The organism is Pelagicoccus mobilis (assembly GCF_016595505.1).
GTDB lineage: Bacteria > Verrucomicrobiota > Verrucomicrobiia > Opitutales > Opitutaceae > Pelagicoccus > Pelagicoccus mobilis.
Window position 1 is genome coordinate 43,085 of the sequence record NZ_JAENIL010000039.1, and the last position, 17,811, is coordinate 60,895.

7 protein-coding genes are annotated in these 17,811 nt (G+C 51.1%); 4 read left to right on the forward strand and 3 right to left on the reverse strand.

What is annotated here, in order from left to right:
• The first annotated feature begins 119 nt into the window (after positions 1-119).
• On the forward strand, positions 120-3,122 hold the full coding sequence (locus tag JIN87_RS19210) for a TonB-dependent siderophore receptor (RefSeq protein WP_200357235.1): 3,003 nt from the start codon (positions 120-122) through the stop codon (positions 3,120-3,122).
• Between the two features lie 227 nt (positions 3,123-3,349).
• Positions 3,350-7,144: a fibronectin type III domain-containing protein gene (locus tag JIN87_RS19215; RefSeq protein WP_200357236.1), complete on the forward strand. Its 3,795-nt coding sequence runs from the start codon at positions 3,350-3,352 to the stop codon at positions 7,142-7,144.
• Between the two features lie 140 nt (positions 7,145-7,284).
• Here JIN87_RS19215 and JIN87_RS19220 read toward each other — a convergent pair whose 3' ends face one another.
• Positions 7,285-10,548, reverse strand: coding sequence for a sensor histidine kinase (locus JIN87_RS19220; protein WP_200357237.1), 3,264 nt, complete (start codon positions 10,546-10,548; stop codon positions 7,285-7,287).
• 224 nt (positions 10,549-10,772) lie between these two features.
• A complete protein-coding gene (locus JIN87_RS19225) occupies positions 10,773-13,097 on the reverse strand; it encodes an ATP-binding protein (protein ID WP_200357238.1) in 2,325 nt (774 codons plus the stop codon).
• Between the two features lie 330 nt (positions 13,098-13,427).
• Between JIN87_RS19225 and JIN87_RS19230 the strand changes: the two genes are divergently transcribed.
• Positions 13,428-14,747, forward strand: coding sequence for a bile acid:sodium symporter family protein (locus JIN87_RS19230; protein WP_200357239.1), 1,320 nt, complete (start codon positions 13,428-13,430; stop codon positions 14,745-14,747).
• A gap of 43 nt (positions 14,748-14,790) precedes the next feature.
• Positions 14,791-16,131 (forward strand): enolase C-terminal domain-like protein, encoded by a 1,341-nt coding sequence (locus JIN87_RS19235; protein WP_200357240.1) that lies wholly within the window; start codon positions 14,791-14,793, stop codon positions 16,129-16,131.
• Between the two features lie 261 nt (positions 16,132-16,392).
• Here JIN87_RS19235 and JIN87_RS19240 read toward each other — a convergent pair whose 3' ends face one another.
• Positions 16,393-17,772 (reverse strand): sulfatase-like hydrolase/transferase, encoded by a 1,380-nt coding sequence (locus JIN87_RS19240; RefSeq protein ID WP_200357241.1) that lies wholly within the window; start codon positions 17,770-17,772, stop codon positions 16,393-16,395.
• Positions 17,773-17,811 lie beyond the last annotated feature (39 nt).

The following is a 17,811-nucleotide window of genomic DNA, read 5'->3' on the forward strand; positions in this document are numbered from 1 at the left end:
AGGATATGTGAGTTCTTGATGTTGGTAGGTGAATCCTGCTGCCCCCAGGACAGACAACCCCACTACATCCGTGCGCTATGTGCTGCGGATATCAAAAAAACTAAAAGCTACATCCCCGAATGAGAAGAATCCACAAATCGAATAAACTCGTGTTAGGATCTACGTTTGCCCTGACACTGCTTGTTGCTCCACTGCTTCACGCCCAAGAGGAAGAAAATGAAGAGATCTATGAGCTGAGCCCTTTCACCATAGATGGATCGAGTGACTCTGGTTACTATGCGACTGAAACGCTTTCAGGCACCCAGCTAAGGACGAGCGTGCGCGATTTGGCGAATCCAGTCACGATCCTTACCGAGGAGATGCTGGAGGATATCGGAGCTCTCAACTACGAGGAAGCTCTTGAGTTCCTTCCAAGCACGCAGTCCTTTGTTGGAGACGTCGCGGATATCGACGGAAACAGTGCTCGTACCGGGATCGCTTACAACTCTCGCGGATTCCGTGCTACTAGGCTCACGCAGAATTTCTTCTTTTCCCGTATCAAGCAGGATGGCTTCAGCACCGAGCGCATCACGCAGTCGCGTGGACCGAACTCATTGTTGTTCGGGCTTGGTTCCGTAGGCGGGGCGATTAATTCAACCTACAAGCGAGGCAGATTTTCTGACGACACGCGCGAGGTCAACTTCCGTGCAGATTCGGAGGGGTCGTTCCGAGCCGAGTTGGATATCAACCAGATTCTGGTGGAGGATAAATTGGCGGTTCGTTTTGCCGCTCTCTATGACGACAGACGCACGCATCGCGATCTTCAGTTCCGCCGGAGAAAGTCTGCGTATTTGAATTTCACTTTCAAACCGACGAAGAAGACCTCCATCAACTTCAACGTCGAGGATGGGACGATCGACGAACTTAATCCTCGCCCTTACCTCACCAAGGACAACTTCTCTGGCTGGTTAGATTCGCCTCTCGCTCTAGATGAGAAGTCGAACCTCGCTGGTATGGACGTTACTTCGAAGGCTAACTATGCCTCCAAAAACAAGGACAAGAAGGCTCTGACCGATCTGCAGAACCAGACAGCCGGAGTTAGCCGTTCGTGGGGCACCAATGTGAAGAAGGGCACCCTTTACCGCCTTGTAGTAATCGAGAACGACCTTTCCCTTCCGGTCATGAACTGGATGGGCAAAACCTATAGTGATGAGCCATGGGTCAATGGCACACGCGGCAACTCCATCAGCTTCACTGGTGACTCTATCGCCGGTATCGACTATCCGGTTACGAACATCGTATCGGGACCATCCGATTCTTACGATGTAAACTACAATAAGTGGAGCGTTTCATTGCAGCAGCAATTGGCGGAAAACACTTATGTGGAGCTGGCCTATGCCCATGAGGAATCGGACTCTTTCGATTTCCGTCCGGTCCGTCGTCAGGACTTCGGTATCTGGATCGATAACAACTACTATTTGCCGACTCAGAATCCAGACGGTAGTGGTCAACCGCTCAATCCGTACTTCGGTATGCCCTATATCGAGTCCAATCCATGGTACATCGAAAACGACAATGACGACGATCAGTACCGTGTGACCCTTTCGCATGTGGTTGATATGCGGGATCGGAAGATTTTCGGTAATTTCGATCTCGGCAAGCTATCGCTTGTGGGGATGTATTACGCTCGCGACGAGGACAGCTACGGCGAGTCGTTTGTGGAGATGTCTACGACCCTGGATGCGGTCACCGCCACTATCAATCGTCGCTACTATTTGACCGGGGACAATGAGCCTTACTACATGGGCGATCCGTTTGCGCCTTTGTCGCAAGCAGAGGATGCCTCTTATGCTCAAGGCATCGTTCCCGCTGTGGAAAACGCGTTTCTTCGCAAGGGCTCGCCGAGCTACAATCCTAGAGAAACGAGGTCGCAGGCGTACATCGCTCAGTGGTCCCTTTTCGAGAACCGCCTCATATTTACTGCCGGAACACGTAAGGACGATATCACAAACCGGGCAGCGATCTTCGACACGAACGACGACGGTATCTATCTCGGCCGCGATTCGGTGACACTATCTGAACCTACAAAACGGCCGATTGATAACACTAACTACGGAGTTGTATTCAAGCTTGGCAAAAACTTCGACCTTTTTGCGAACGAGTCTACCAATACTGTTTCAGCAGGTGGCAGTAATTTCGATGTATTCGGAAGGCCGTTACTTGACGAGCAGGGTGAAGGTGAGGACATCGGTTTCCGGGCGTTCCTGTTCGATAACAAGGTCATCCTTAAGTTGAACCGTTTCGAGAATGTTCGCGAGAACTCCATCTCCAATCCGCTGCGCAACGGCTTGATCCGCAGCAACGGTCTGGTGGAGCAGTTCCTCGTCGGTATGGAAACCAATGGTTACGAAGATCAGGTCGCTGACGCTTTGACTTACGACGAGTTCTTCGACCTGGGAAGGAACGGCAGCTGGTCGGAAGTTGAGAGCACCACGACTGAAGGCTACGAGCTGGAGGCGACCATCAATCCGACACGCAACTGGAGACTGATGCTCAACGTTTACAAGAATGACTCTGCAATCACCGACACTTACGTGACCTTTATGCCTTGGTACGAGAAGTTTGTCGCTCCTGTTGCGGGCGACGATGCAGTACGCGCTTTGTTCGTCAATGGAGCGGATGGGGACACTCTAGGTGATATCATCGACGGCATCGATCGCAAGCTTGACGAAGCTTGGGCGCAAGTTGGTGGGCAGCGTCTCCGCTATAACCCTTGGGGTGCTAACTTCGTGACCAGCTACCGCTTCCGCGATGGCAAGATGGATGGGGTTCGTATCGGAGCGAATGCTCGTTGGCGCGAGGCTCCTGTGATTGGATATGCCCTAGACGAGGTGGGTGATTTCGATGTAGCGAATCCGTTCGATGGATACGAAGTCTTCACTGCGGACGCATTCGTCTCTAAGAGAGTCAAGCTCAAGAACGACGCGGACCTGAATTTGACTTTCCGTGTTCGCAACTTGTTCGATGACGACGGTTGGTATCCGAATCGTGGAATGGATGATGGTACAGGAAACGTCTACTATCAGCAGATGATCCATCAAGCTCCACGTACGTACGAGCTTTCCGTAAAGTACGAGTTCTAGGGGTAGGACTCGTATTTGGGGTAAGCGGCGAAGTGGTTCTTCGCCGCTTTTTTGTATCTGGTTCTAAAGGCCTGAGAGCGGTGATGCCTGCCTACGCCTCGGAGTTGTGCTGAATAACGAGGAAACCTGTTCGTTTCTGGAGCTGTTCTTCATCGCAAATAGCTTTCCGTAACAATCTACGTTTCGCTCCGTATTACCTTTGCTTAATCCGTAACCGATGCCCCTTCGTGTTTAGCAAACCACACAGTCTCTTTGTTGTCTCTGTCGCTTGCGTTATAGCGCTTATCGTCGTTTGGCGGGGCGATGCGGTCGAGTTGCCGATTCGTGTCGTGACTTGGGATGTTTCTCCGCAGGAGAAGTCGGCAGTGGTTCCTGTTCCATCCTCACCCGAAGTGGAAAAGGTGTACCTTCAGATACACAACATTCGGTTTGGTGGGCAGGTGTCGGTGAAAATCAACGAGGGCGAATGGAAGACTCTCTACAACCGAAACATCGAGATGGCTCCAATGGAGGAAAGTCACGATGGCATTGGCGGGATCTTCTCGACGATTCGCTTTTATGTCGATGGCAGCGACGTGATCGAAGGGCAGGAGAACACGATTGCCTTCCGACTGAATGGAACAGATGGTCGGACGACGGCTATACGCGTTATCGATATCGATTTCGTGGATACGAATGGCGAATCTACTTTGGAGGAGGGGACTTTTACAGATGAAGACCCGAGTCTTTGGATCGGACCTTACACGGACCAAGAGAATATCTCGGCAGGATTAGCCCTTTGGAGGGCCAAAAACGTCCTGATAGAGAATCCGATTTCGGAAACGCCAATCGTGGCGGCCTGCGCCAGTTGCCATTTCGATGATGGCAGCGACCTCAAATATTTTAACTACTCGAATGAGACGATAATCGGGCGATCTCTTTTTCATGGTTTGACCTACGAAGAAAGCGCTCAGATCGCGAGTTACATTCGCTCGTTGGATTTGAATCTGCCTGGGGATATGCCAGCACCTGGTCGGCCTTGGAATCCTCCCTTTCAACCGGGTGCTGGGACAGATCCCAAGACTGAGGATCCTGAGCTCGTCAAAAAGCAGAAGGCAGCGTCTTGGCTTGCGGGGCGTGGCTTGGAGGCGGTCGTCGAGGGGGACCATGGAGTCATTGAAGGGCTTTTGCCTGATGGGACCAGCCATGGAGAGATAGCTGAGTTGGTGGATCATCGAGCTTCCATGAGTCCTCGTGAGGTCCCTCTCTCGATTCAGCTTGGAGATTGGAATCAATGGCTGCCGGATCTCGCGCCAGAGGACATGTGGGAGGATAGCGTGATGCTGAATGAAGCCCGCACGGACCTGCCGAATTATCTGAGGAACGAGAATCTTAAGGTGAATGAAACGCCGCGTTGGCTCTTTGATCGATTGATGAGTAGGCTGGAGAGCACCGGAGTAGAGACATTGACTGCAGCCGGGCAGCTGAATGCTGCGTTTGGTGACTTCACGGTAGACTTTAACGTAGATTTCTATCGCGAATGGCGTCACCAAAATCGTGACACGGATCAGATTTGGCAGGTGGTGAAGCCGGGAATCAGTTGGGATCTGATGCGTGGTAGTCTGGTACGCTGGCGTGCGGTGAAACTGGCCTATGCGGTGCGAGATTTTGAGTTGGAGGACAAAATGGATGCTCCGCAAGGAACTTACAATCCAAGCCAAGTTCCATTGTACACACCGGAGGCTTTGGGATTTCCAGGACTAGGGGTCAGGAGTACGGTGTGGGTTTTCGCTCCGCATATCACGAGTCTGGACTTTGATCGTTTCGAAAATCAAGATGTGCAGCGCGGTAAGTTTGTATCCAATCAATGGTATCTATTGCAGCAGATCCTGAATTCTGGATACAGAAAACCGGCTGGCATGAATTCGCCGCTAGACTGGGATTATGTGAAGATCCATACAAATTGGGCTGAGAGCATGTCTGGGCATCCTTATGCGGCGACCCAGATGCTTAATCAGGTGAACATGATGCAGTCACGCTACACGAGTCGGGGGATCAGCAAGCAGGATTTCTCGATGCGTACGACACCGCCGTACATCGTTTATTCGGATGATCGGATGAATCGTGACAATTATCGCGGTTTGGATTTGGTGGAACCGGGCTTGTGGCGAAAGTACTTCGAGGAGTACTTCTATGAGTGGCTGCATATTGTCGAAGAGCAGAATGTGGATACCATGGAGCGGCTCGATGCGGCGGAAGATGGAACGAATGCCCGCCATTTCATCAACACGCGAGACTATGTCCCGACACCGTTTACCGATGGGTCTAAAGATGTATTCCCATCGCCCGGAGAAAGCGTGGCGGACTCGATGTATCGACTGCTACCGCTCGCTCATGCGGATGGGGTAAATGAGGCTCTACTTTTGGACTTCCTTGCCTGGACGGACCGAGCTTTCCCGCCCAGTGCGGAACTGTGGCGAGCGCAATTCTCACCTGAGCATCTTTTTCTAGAAGACTTCGAGGGCAGTATTGAATTTACGGATATCGAACCCCTGTCGATAAAGAATGAGGATGGAGTAAATCTTACGGGGATGCCTCGAAATGGTGGGCAGTATACGGTCGGTACGCTTGCCTTAGGATCAGAAACAATCGCCGTATCCACTCAGACGGTGGATGTCTCGCTCAATGGAGCAACGCGACTGCGGCTGGTTTCTCGAACAGCCTATGATACGGTTGAAGAAATTGATCCAGAAGAGGTGGAGTATCGGATGGTGATACGTTTTGACACGGGAGCTGAGATCGAGGGGGCTTTTGAAGCGATTAATCCTGATTTGTATGGATCGAAGTTCCAAACCTATGAACAAGAATTGGACGTTCCTGCTGAGGCTGTGAGCATTACTCGGATCGCTCTCGAGTGGCGTCGAGTAAATGGCGATAGCGAAGGCAGTGTTTTCATAGATAACGTACTCATCGTAGATGTGACTCCTAGTTCCGACACGATCGCTCCGGAGCCGCCGAGAATTACGCAAGCGAATGAAACAAATGGATACCGGAATTACATCAGGATCGGCGCGTCTTCGAGTGATGACGTGGTAGGCTACAATGTGTATCGTTGGGAAGAGGGGCAGACGATTGCAGATGCGGTAAAGCTGACAAAGTCTGTGCCGTTTCACGCAATTAACGATCGATACTGGGATATGCGTATCAAGCGAGGGATCACTTACCACTACGCCCTGACAGCTGTGGACGAAGCCGGGAATGAGTCAGGTTTTTCGAATACGAGATCTAGCTCGGTGCTAAGTGAGGTTCCGGCGTTTAGGCCTCAGTGGTCCTTTTCCATGAAGCGTGCAGGGGGAAAGAAACGCCTCCAGTGGACAGGTGTGCACAATCAGGATTTGTTGGGCTTTAAGGTTTACCGAAAAGGCGAAGGCGAGTCTGGCTTTACGTTGCTCAACGCGGACTCGGGCGAATTGCCACTGTTTTTCAATGACACAACAAGTGTTGCGGGCGAATCCTACGAGTATTATGTGAATCCGGTAACCTCGCTTGGCGAGGCGGACAATTCAGGAAACGTGGTGGCTCTGACCTATGCAGCGGAAGACGCCTTGCTGCGTCTCTTTCGTGAGGAACATGGTTTGGCTGATGATGGCTCCGAGGACTTTGGGGACCTTTCAGGCAATGGTGTCGCTAATGTGTTCTATTTTCTCCATGACCTCGGCGATCCTCGCATAGCGAACGTTTCGAAGCTGGAGCTCGGCCAGGACCCGAAACCGGGTCTTCCCTTGATCAGCTTGTCCGAGGATGGCTCGTTGGTGTACAGTTATGTACATCGTAGGTTCACGTCGGATTACGAGCCTGTATTGAAAATGAGCAACACTCTCGCTCCTGGCAGCTGGTATCTACTCGGGTCCGAGTTTACTAATGAGCGATTGCTAAGAACGGACACGCAGCCGCTGAACGATGATTATGAAATTAGACATTACGTTCTCGATCCTGGAAGTGACCCCGTGTTCTTGAGGATCGAATTGGAGACGGCGGAATAGGAGGATCTAGAGCTTGTTGGTAGTGTGCAGAGTTGTTTCTTTACGTTATCAGAATCCGATTGGTGAATCGTGGCTGACTCCTAGATGCGTCTTGGGATATGAGTTCCCTCGCTAGAGGAAAAATCGTAGGTGATGCGTTTCTAAGTGGCCGGGGACTCTAATCTTATGGGTATCTCGAAGGTGAAGGTTGATCCAGCACCGTAGGTCGAGTCTACATGGAGGCTTCCACCCAGTCGCTCAGCGAGTTGCTTTGATATGGCAAGCCCGAGCCCGACTCCTCGACGTGCGGCGTTGTGGTCTTCGCTGAGCTTTACGAATTTGTCGAAAATCATCTCGATGCTCTCTTCGGGAATTCCGCGGCCGCTATCCCTTATGGAGAAAGCTACCCTGTCATGGCTTTTGGATACGATGAGTTCTATGATTCCTTCTTCGGTGAATTTGAGAGCATTGTTCAGAAGATTGTCGATGATCTGCTTAATTCTTGTACGGTCTGAGTATATAATGACGTTTTCCGATTGTAAGAAATGTTGGGTACAGAATTTGAGTGATCTTTCTTCAGCTTGAAGCTGGTAGGTTTGATGGACATTCTCAACGAGCTCATTGAGTGGAAACTCCTTTGGAAAGACGGTCAATTGGTTGGCGGTAAGGGTTGAGTAGTCGAGTATGTCCTCGATGAGCTGGACAAGCTGCTGGGAGTTGTCGTCTATTATGTCAATGTAGCTATTGCGTGTTTCCTCATCTAGGTCGGTTTCCTTGATGAGGTTGCTAAATCCGACTACCGCGTTAAGAGGGGTTCTGATCTCGTGTGAGAGGTTTGCGATGAATTGGGACTTCAACTCGTTCGCTTCCTCTGCTTTTTCTTTGGCGGTAATAAGTTCTAAGGTTCGCGTTTCTACCGTTTTTTCGAGATTCACCTTGTGGAGTCTTAATTCCTCAGTCTGCTCCCTTACGAGTAGGGAGAGTTTCTTGCGGTCACGCCGCAGCCGGCGTTCGCGGTACGAAATGAAGGTGTAAGAGCTAGCGATTACGAAAACGGATGCGAGGATGTAGAACCAGGAGCGTTTCCAAAAAGGAGGGATGATGCTGATACTGATCGTCTTAGCTTCCTCGGTCCAGAGTCCGTCGTTATTGGCAGCTTTAACGTGGAAACGGTACTCGCCGGATGGGAGGTTGGTGTAGTTGGCAAAGCGTTGATTGCTGTCGACGTAGGTCCAGTCGTTACCCAAGCCTTCTAGTTTGTAGGCGTATTGCGTACGTTGAGGGTTCGTCATCGTGACCCCTTTGAAGTGAAAGCCTATAAAGTTCTGTTTCCAGTCCAGTTCCAGTCTCTGTATTGTGCTAGGGTGTTGGCTTATCGGGGAATCTTTCGCCCGAAAATCGAGTGGCTTTCCGAATACCGAAATCTGGTCGATTTGCACCGATGGTAGAATCGGGTTGGTGACTTCGTTTCTTGGGTCGAATCTGCTAAATCCGTTCGTCCCTCCGAAGTAGAGTATGCCTTCTTTCGTTTTGCACGAGGAATCGATGTGGAACTGATTGCCCTGCAGTCCATCATTCACGTCGTAATTTCGGATCTTTCTTTGAGCGGTGTTTATGTTTGAAAGCCCGTCTAAGCTGCCCACCCATAGTTGGTTGCTCTCTGCAATCTGAAGCGAGCGTATATGGTTCGATGGGAGGCCGTCGTCTTGATTAAACTGGTCGATTTTATTGCCGGAATTGTCGAAGACGAGTAATCCGTCGCTGACCGTTCCAACGTAGATGACGTCCCCGTTTTCGTATCCGCTGACCACGGTGGCACGTTTGGTCGAAGCGAAGTGGCTTAGCACTCTGGAGGATTCATCGAAGCGATAGACTGCGTTTAGGCTGGAGATAAAGATATCTCCCGAGGGAAGCTCGGTGACGATGGGATTGAAAAAGCTGGATCCGATGTCTGGGGGGAGGAAGGTGTCGATCAACTCGGCATTGGAATCTAGTAGATAGATGCGTGAGCTTGTATCACAGATCCAGATACGATCCTTGCGATCGACTTCGATATCCCATTGGCGCTTCTTGCCGTACTTAAGCAGTTTTTCGCTTTTTCCGGGATCGGGAATGAATTTTCCATCTTGAAATCTGCCGACGTGGGCGCCGCCGTCCCAGGTGGAAATCCAAAACAGACCGTCGCTGCTTTGGTCGATTTTTCGGATGATGTTGGTTCTGAGTCCGCCCGGAGACTCTGTGATGTTGACCGTCTGTTTCGACACGGGATCGAAGATGCTGATGCCGCCCCCGCCGGTTCCTATAAGAATCTTGCCGTCGTCTGCTTCGAAGAGGGAACCGACCACGTTGTGGGTGAGTGAAGTCTCGAGGCGTTCCGGGTTTTTCCGAAAGGTTTCGAATCGTCCCGAGTGGGGATTGTGCACATCTATACCGGTACGCGTGTGTCCTATGTATAGGATCCCATCTTTATCTGAGTGAAGCGCTTTGACGCCATTTGAAGAGAGGCTGTATCCGGGAGCTGCGTGTTGGTAGCTGAAACGTCGAGTCTGAAGATCCAGTATGTTGAGGCCTGCTCCGTCGACGGCGAGGAGAAGCCTCCCAGTTGGGTATTCGACGAAATCGGTAACCCCGCTCCCGTTCGGTCCGCTTCCATCATTAGCGATAGGGAAGGTCTTGAGCGTCATCGAGTCCGGATCCAATTCGTATAGCCCGAAATTTCGGGTTCCGATCCAAAGGGTGTCTTGGCTATCGCGGTGGAAGCGTTTACGGGACTTCTCGTTGTGGTCGAACAGCTTCTGTTTGCTGAATTTGCCTGTCTCAAAGTCGAGTCGCCAAAGGTTTTCGAACGACTCTAGTAGCCAACAGCGTCCTTTCGCATCGATTACGAAGTCAGTGAAGCGATGTCCCTGTTTCTTTTGCTTAGGGCTCAAGCTGAACGCGCTAAAGGTGTCGTTTTCGGGATGGTAGCGGTTGAGGCTGTGTTCCGTGAGTACCCAAAGCGTTCCATCATCGCTCTCGCTGATCCTTTCTACGAGATGCCCGCCGAGACTTTGAGGATTGCCACGCGCATGCTGGTAAAGGGTGAAGGAGTCGTGCTCCGGGGTGTAGCGGTTTAGTCCTTTGTCTGATCCGGCCCAAACATTGCCTGCTTGGTCGACGTGGATTTGGGTTATGATGTTGCTCGAGAGGGTGCCGGGACGATTGGGATCGTGAGTGTACTTGATCGCTTCATAGCCATCGAACTTTACCAAACCGTCGATATTGTTGGCTATCCACAGGTAGCCCTCTTGGTCTCTGTGTAGGTCGCGTGCGTTGGACACCGCGTTTTCAGCTTCTAAAGGCTGGAACGGTATTTGAGCGTTCGCGGAACCGCAGAGCGTCAGGATCGAGAAGAACGCAAGAAATGTGGGAATGAGTGGATTCAATCGAACCGACACGTTTGTTGTTGGGGAAAGCTAAGGTTCCGGATTGAGTAGCATGAGTAGACGGCTAGGTCAACTTCTGGGGAAAACCACAGTTCTGAGTTCGAGCTTACTGTGAGGCATTTGAGTTAGTCAGCTTATGAGCTGCGGTTTTGCTCGATTGGATCTCTCGCCGGTTTCTGGGGGGCTATGCGCTGGGGCATTTCCTGGTTCGTTCGGGAATTCGCTTATTGGAGACTTTGGAGAACGGAGGTGAGTTGATCTTTGTCGAGTGGCTTGTTGAGCACGGTGTTCATGCCGGCGTTTAGCATAGCGTTCTTGTTTGCTGCAAGCACGTCGGCGGTAAGGCCGATTATGGGAATATTCGCTATCCGACTATCGGATTTCGAGCGGATCGTGCGCGTCAACTCTCGCCCGCTCATGGAGGGCATATGTTCGTCGAGGATTACTAGATCTATGGACTTGTTGGAGAGAACTTCGAGTGCGGTGTCGCCTCGTTCAGCGATGGTGCAGGAGTAGCCTAGTTCAACTAACAGGTCTCGGAGCACTTTGAGATTGAGCGCGTTATCATCGACGATGAGGACGTAGGGTGCTCTCGTTTTGTCGGACTGGAGTTGTTTTGCGCCTGATTTTTCAGATTCTTGATTCGTGCTGTTTTCTTGTCGGTTGAATGGTGCCGGAATTGAGCTCCCACTTCTCTTCAAGGGGAGCGAGACGCTCACGATTGTCCCAACTTGAGGCTCGCTAACGAGCTTGATTTTTCCGTCGAGCAGTTCGATGAGGTTCTTGACGATGGCCAGACCTAATCCAGTTCCTTCGAACGATCGTGATTTGCCGGAATCGACCTGTATGAACGATTCGAATACGCGGCTTTGATCGGCTCTGGGAATGCCGACTCCTGTGTCCGAGACGGTGAACATCAGTTCACAAATTTGGGGAAACTTTTCGTTTTCCGCAATGGAGGCGTGAATAGATACGGAACCTTTGAGGGTGAACTTGACTGCGTTGCTTACGATGTTCCAAAGGATTTGGCGTGTCCTTAGCGCATCGCCGATAAAGGTGGCATCCATGTCGCACTCGTAGGCTACATTGAACTGGATCTTCTTTTCGTCGCAAAGCAGCTTGTGGATATCGACGACTGGAGCGAACACTTCGTTCAAGTCGAAGGCGCTCGTTTGAATCTCAAGTTTATTTGACTCTATCTGAGCGAGGTCGAGTACGTCGCTCAGGATCTGAAGAAGATTTTGCCCCGCGGTCTTGAGCATTTTGATGTGTCCCAACGCGTCAGGAGAAAGGGACTGGTCCAACTCTAGAATCTGCGCGACTCCTAGGATCGCATTAAGAGGAGTACGTACCTCGTGGCTCATGACAGCGAGAAAGGTCGTTTTGGATTCGCTGGCGATCTCCGCTTTTTCCAGAGCTTTTTCGGTTTCGGCCTTGGAACGGATTGCCTCCTTGCGGGCCATTTCGATGTTGTTGGTTTTCGAGATGATTTGTCCCGCGGCGGACATTAGGGCATCGGATAGGACTTTTACCTCGTGCGGCGGATTCTCCAGGGGTTCGATCGACTTGATGTCGTCCGCGAATTGCTTCGCCATTCGTGTTGCCCGGACTAAGGGGTCGGTGTAGGTGTAAGCAGTCCAGATCGCGCCTATGATGGCGAGAAGACCGGCTAGGATGGTTATGATGATGAAAGTCATATTGGCCTCGCGTAGGGGCGCGAGAGCAACCTCTCGGGGGAGCGAGGAGACGAGCGTCCAGTCGTAGGTCTTGGCGCTTCCGAAGAGGTCGAAGTCGACTCGAGTGACGAAGTTTTTCTCGCCGTTGCTTTCGTTGGTGAGGATCTCGCTGGAGACATGGTCCGTTTCACTCTGGATTCGATCCGTATCCAATGAGTGGGGCCTGTTGGCTGGTATGTTTGAACTCGCGATGGCTTTTCCGAAGCTGTCGAACACAATGATCTTTCCTTCTGGTAGCCTGCTTTGCCGGAAGTCCTCGATGATTTCTTTGATGAGGGCGGTTCGGATGGAGGTAACTAAAACGCCGATGACGTTCAGATTGGAGTCATCGGTCACGGGGGAGAGGATGCTGAAGGAATCCTGATTGATATTGGATCTGAAAATCTCGCCCTGTTTAGACTTGGTCGCTTGCAGAAAAAGAGCCTCCGAGATCTTGGCTGCTGAAAAGTCGATTTCGTCTTTGTTTAAGGAACCCGAGAGTGCGATGGAGCGGCCTTCGAGATCGAAGAAGTAGAGCTCGCTGATGTCTGGTGATTCCTCGATGGCTTCATTCAGGAACTGGGTGATTTGCACGCGATTCCCTTCCTCGAAGACGTCTGCTTGAGTGAGGAGCTTGAGTTCGCGGGAGCGTTGCTCGATCAGATCGTTCAGATTTCCGGCGAGACTGAGTGAATTGTTTTCGATGTTTTCGCTGATGTTCTCTTCTAGCGTTTTCGAGGCATTGCGAATGTAGATGACTGAGAGGAATACCAGTGGGGTTATTGTGGTAAGGAGTCCGAAAACGACGAGTCGCGTACGCAGAGAGAGCTTCATCTTGTTTGGGGGGGCTGTAACAGAAAAGATCAGATTTGGTCTGATAAAGTAGCGCGACTCTAGGGTGATCCTTGGTCGATGCAATGAAACTCGGTGCCGACGCATATCCAGATCGGTTCCTACTGAGTCCTCGTGCTTTCCGGAGCTTTACTGGCGGAGGTCGGACACAGGTGTTGGAGATATCCAGGAGAAGGGCTGTGTCGGTTGTCGAGTCGGACTTTGTATAGATGTATCCAGAATTGGGATGCGGGGACCTTAAGCTAGGTCTTGTGTGGAGTTTACGAGTAAAGCCGAATGGGAGCTGATTTCGTCCGAGTTAACTTTCAACTTATGATCGTTGCCTCATCTAAAACGACTTCTGAAATCATGAAAATCGTGCCCCTTCGTATCGCTGCTCCGGTGGTGACGTTACTTCTGTTCCTTGTCTTCGCGTCTGTTGTCATCTCAACGGTCTTTGTCTTTTTGAAACAATACCAGCCTGCTGGTCTTATGGGTGTTGCTGCGATGCTTTTGGCGGCATTCTATTTTCAGTTAAAGGTCCACCTGAAAACCTTCTCGTTCACCTGCCTCGTTTTTGCGTTTTTCTTGGCGAGCCTTGTATATCCGGAGGCCTTTTTGGTTGTGGGAGGCTTTGATCAGAGATCGCTGATCCTGCCATTGATTCAAATCATCATGTTTGGAATGGGGGCGACGTTAAGCCTTAGGGACTTCTCCAACGCTTTGCGGATGCCAAAGGCTGTTTTGATTGGGATCGGCTTGCAATTCGCTATCATGCCGATGGTGGGCTGGTCTGTTGCTTACAGCATGGGCTTCGACCCAGAGATTGCTGCAGGGATTATCTTAATCGGTTCCTGTCCCGGTGGTGTGGCTTCGAATGTAATGGCATACTTGGCAAAAGGAAATGTAGCTCTTTCGGTTTCGATGACTGCTTGTTCTACTTTGCTGTCTCCATTGCTGACTCCGTTGGTGATGTCTCTGTTTGCTGGTCGATTGATTGACATCGATTTCTTGGGTATGATGTTCTCGATTCTGAATCTAATCATTTTGCCAATCGGTGCCGGGTTGCTTGCTCACTATCTTTTGCAGTCGAAGTGGAAGAGTGGATACTGGCGGGCCATTGTTTTCGCATTTGCTGTGGGTTTCTATTTTGCTGCTCCATTCATCGAGTCGTGGACGAAGACCTTGTACAGTCTTAGCGGTGCGTTTGTGCTGATGGGGGTATTGCGTCAGCAGTGGTTGAGCCGTGGGCTTCCTGTCGTGTCTATGCTAAGCATCTGTTATATCGTGGCGATCATCGCAGCTGGGTCGCAAGAAGCCATTCTAACCGTAGGAGTTGGTCTTTTCATAGCGGCCATTATTCATAACTCGATTGGATACGTTGCCGGATATTGGGGGGCTCGGATTGGAAATCTCTCAGAGAGCGAATGCCGAACCGTTGCTCTTGAAGTTGGAATGCAGAACGGAGGTATGGGATCCGCTCTGGCTTTGAATGTTTTGCAAAGTACTAGCTCAGCTCTAGGGTCCATCATTTTCGGGACTTGGATGAATCTCTCAGGATCAGTGTTGGCGTCCTGGTGGAAAGGTAGGCCAACATCTGATATAGTATGCTCCGAGAATGAGACGACTTCACAGCTGACGCGTGTTGGTTAGGAATTTAAATTGAGAAAACTACATGAGTTCAAACGACGGAAAAATGAATCGCAGGAAACTTCTTAAATCGTTTGGAGCTGCATCAGCTCTAGGGACTGCTGGGATCTTTGGAATACCCTTAAGCTCCGCTAAAAGTAAGGACTCCGCGGATACGAAAGGAAAAGGAGGGGCAAGCCCGAAGATTACCAAGGTTAGAGCGATTCTGACTGCTCCCTATAGAACGAACTTGGTCGTTGTTAAGGTGGAGACGGATCAAGCCGGTTTGTACGGGGTGGGCTGCGCGACCTTCACTCAAAGGGCGCATTCCGTGGTAAGCGCGGTGAAGGACTATCTGGATCCTTTTTTCCGTGGACGGAGTGTCGGGAACATCGAGGAGAATTGGCAGATGGCCTATCAAAGCTCCTATTGGCGGAATGGTCCTGTTTTGAACAACGCGCTTAGCGGAGTGGATCAGGCTCTTTGGGACATTAAGGGAAAGATGGCGGGGATGCCGGTTTACGATTTGCTCGGTGGCAAGACTCGCTTTGCGGTCGATGCTTATGGACACGCTTCTGGTAAGTCAGTTGAGGAAGTTGTTGAGGATGTGGGTCGCTTTAAGGAAATGGGGTACCGAAACATCCGTATCCAATTAGGCGGATACGGGTCGACCCATCTCGCAACTAAACCTTCTTACAAGGAGGCTGGGTTCGGCATGGAGAAGGATCGGACGATCTCTCCTCAAGCCTACAAGCAGGGGACGATCGATATCTTTAAGGCCGCCCGCGAAACCTATGGAGATTCGGTAGAACTGTTGCACGATATGCACGAGCGTCTCCAACCTATGGATGCGATTGATCTTCTTCGACGAGTCGAAGAGTATCGTCCGTTTTTCATGGAGGATCCATTGTCACCGGAGAATATTGGCTGGTTCCGGAAACTTCGTGAACAGACCTCGGTACCGATTGCGATGGGGGAGCTTTTCAACAGTCCGCATGAATGGCTGGTGCCGATGAGTGAGCGTTTGTACGACTACATCCGAATCCATGTTTCGCAGATTGGTGGAATCACGCCGGCCATGAAGGTGGCTCGCTTAGGCGAGTGGTTCAATGTTCGCACGGCATGGCACGGTCCCGGTGATACCTCTCCCGTAGGGCACGCAGCGCATTGCCATATCGATTTAGCGGTGTGGAATTTTGGGGTGCAGGAAATTCCGATTTTCAAAGACGTAGCCTACGAGGTATTCCCCGGAATGCCGCGAGTGGAGAAGGGCTATATCCATGTGAACGAGGCTCCTGGCCTTGGCATTGATATTGATGAGAAAGCCGCGGCGAAGTATCCTCCGGTAGAATACAATTACAACTGGACTCAGGTGCGGCGTGACGATGGCACGCCGGTGCGGCCGTAGTGGTTTAGCCAAAAAAATGATATCATAGCCAAATGCAGTGGATTGCTGCTTGAGGCGGAACTGTTGGAGTTCCCGCTTTAGCGGGGTATCAGTTTCCGCTGCTTAGGGTTGCCGCCTAAAGGCGGAACTCCAACGGTTGGGTTCTCTTCCACTGCGTTTGCTGATAAACCAAAAAAATGGGCGTCCATAAAGTGGACGCCCTTGAAGTCTTTTGTGTCCACCCGCGGAGCGGCTGGACCTCCTGGTTTGGGGATATTCCTCTTAGCTATCCTTGTTTTTGTTTTTCTTCTTTTTCTTGGCGGAAGAAGGCTCTGCCATTTGAGAGCGCCATTTTTGATACTGCTTCTTTAGTGACTCTACCGTTTCTGGGTGCTGCTTAGCTAAGTTGGTCGTTTCCGACTGATCCTTTTCCATGTCGTAGAGTTCAAGTTTGCCACGGATGCCAATGAGCTTCCATTTGCCCTGGCGGATGGCCCAGCCTTTGCGCTCGTCGCTGGTATCCCAATACAAGGTTTCATGATGATCGGTAGCGTTTTCGGTTATCAGTGGAAGGATACTTTTCCCGTCGAAGTGTTTCGCTTCGGGTGGGTTTTCTCCGAGGGCGTCGAGTACGGTAGGGAGTAGATCGAATGAGATGATGGGCGTATCGATCGTACGACCGCCTTTGAACTTGTTGGGCCAACTCATCATGAATGGCGTGCGCACTCCGCCTTCGTAAACGGTTTGCTTGTAGTCACGTAGGTGCCCGTTGTCGGCTTCCATCGCCTTTGTGCCGCCGTTGTCGGAGAGGAAGAACACGATCGTGTTGTCCCAAATGCCTTCCTTCTTTAGTTTGTTGACGACCATTCCCACCCCATCGTCGAGGTGCTTGAGCATTGCCATGAGGATAGCGCGTCGTTCGGAGAGATGCGGATACTTGTTCTTGTAGTAGTCGATATCTTCCTGGGGCGCTTGGGCAGGGGTGTGAACCGCGTTGTAAGCGAGGTAGAGGAAGAATGGGTTGTCCTTTTCGCGATCGATGAAGTCGACAGCTTCCTCGCTGAGGCGGGTGGTTAGGTACCCCTTGTATTCACTCTCGTCGATACGGCGGAGATCTTTGTATATGGCGGAGTAGTCGCCTTTCATTCCCTTAAGTCCGAAGTAGTCGTGAGCGCCGCGTCCCATGAACTTGTACGCTTCGTCGAAACCGCGGTTTACGGCGTGCCATTTCAGTTCGGGATAGTCGTTGTCCAGTCCGAGGTGCCATTTACCGATTGCCATACTGCGGTACTCTTCTGGCAAGAATGATGGAAAGATCTTTCGTGAAGGATCGAAACCTTCTCCCCCTTCACCGGCGGTGTAGACGCCCACGCGCTGTTGGTACTGGCCGATCATGAGTCCGGCTCTCGTTGGCGAGCAAACAACACCACTTGTATAACCCTGCGAGAAGAAGACGCTCTCGTTGGCGAGACGATCCATATGAGGAGTGTGAACCTCTTCTGGTGCGTCTGGATTGAAACTGATGTCAGCGTAGCCCTGGTCGTCGGTAAGGATGATGACGATGTTGGGGCGTTCCGTGCTTGTCGCGGCATGCGAGGAGCAGAGTCCGCTGCTTAGGACTAGGGCTGCGAGGAGAGGTTTTGCGAATGTAGTGATATTCATACCTTGATTGGGGAGTCTGAGTGTATCTGTATTGAGACT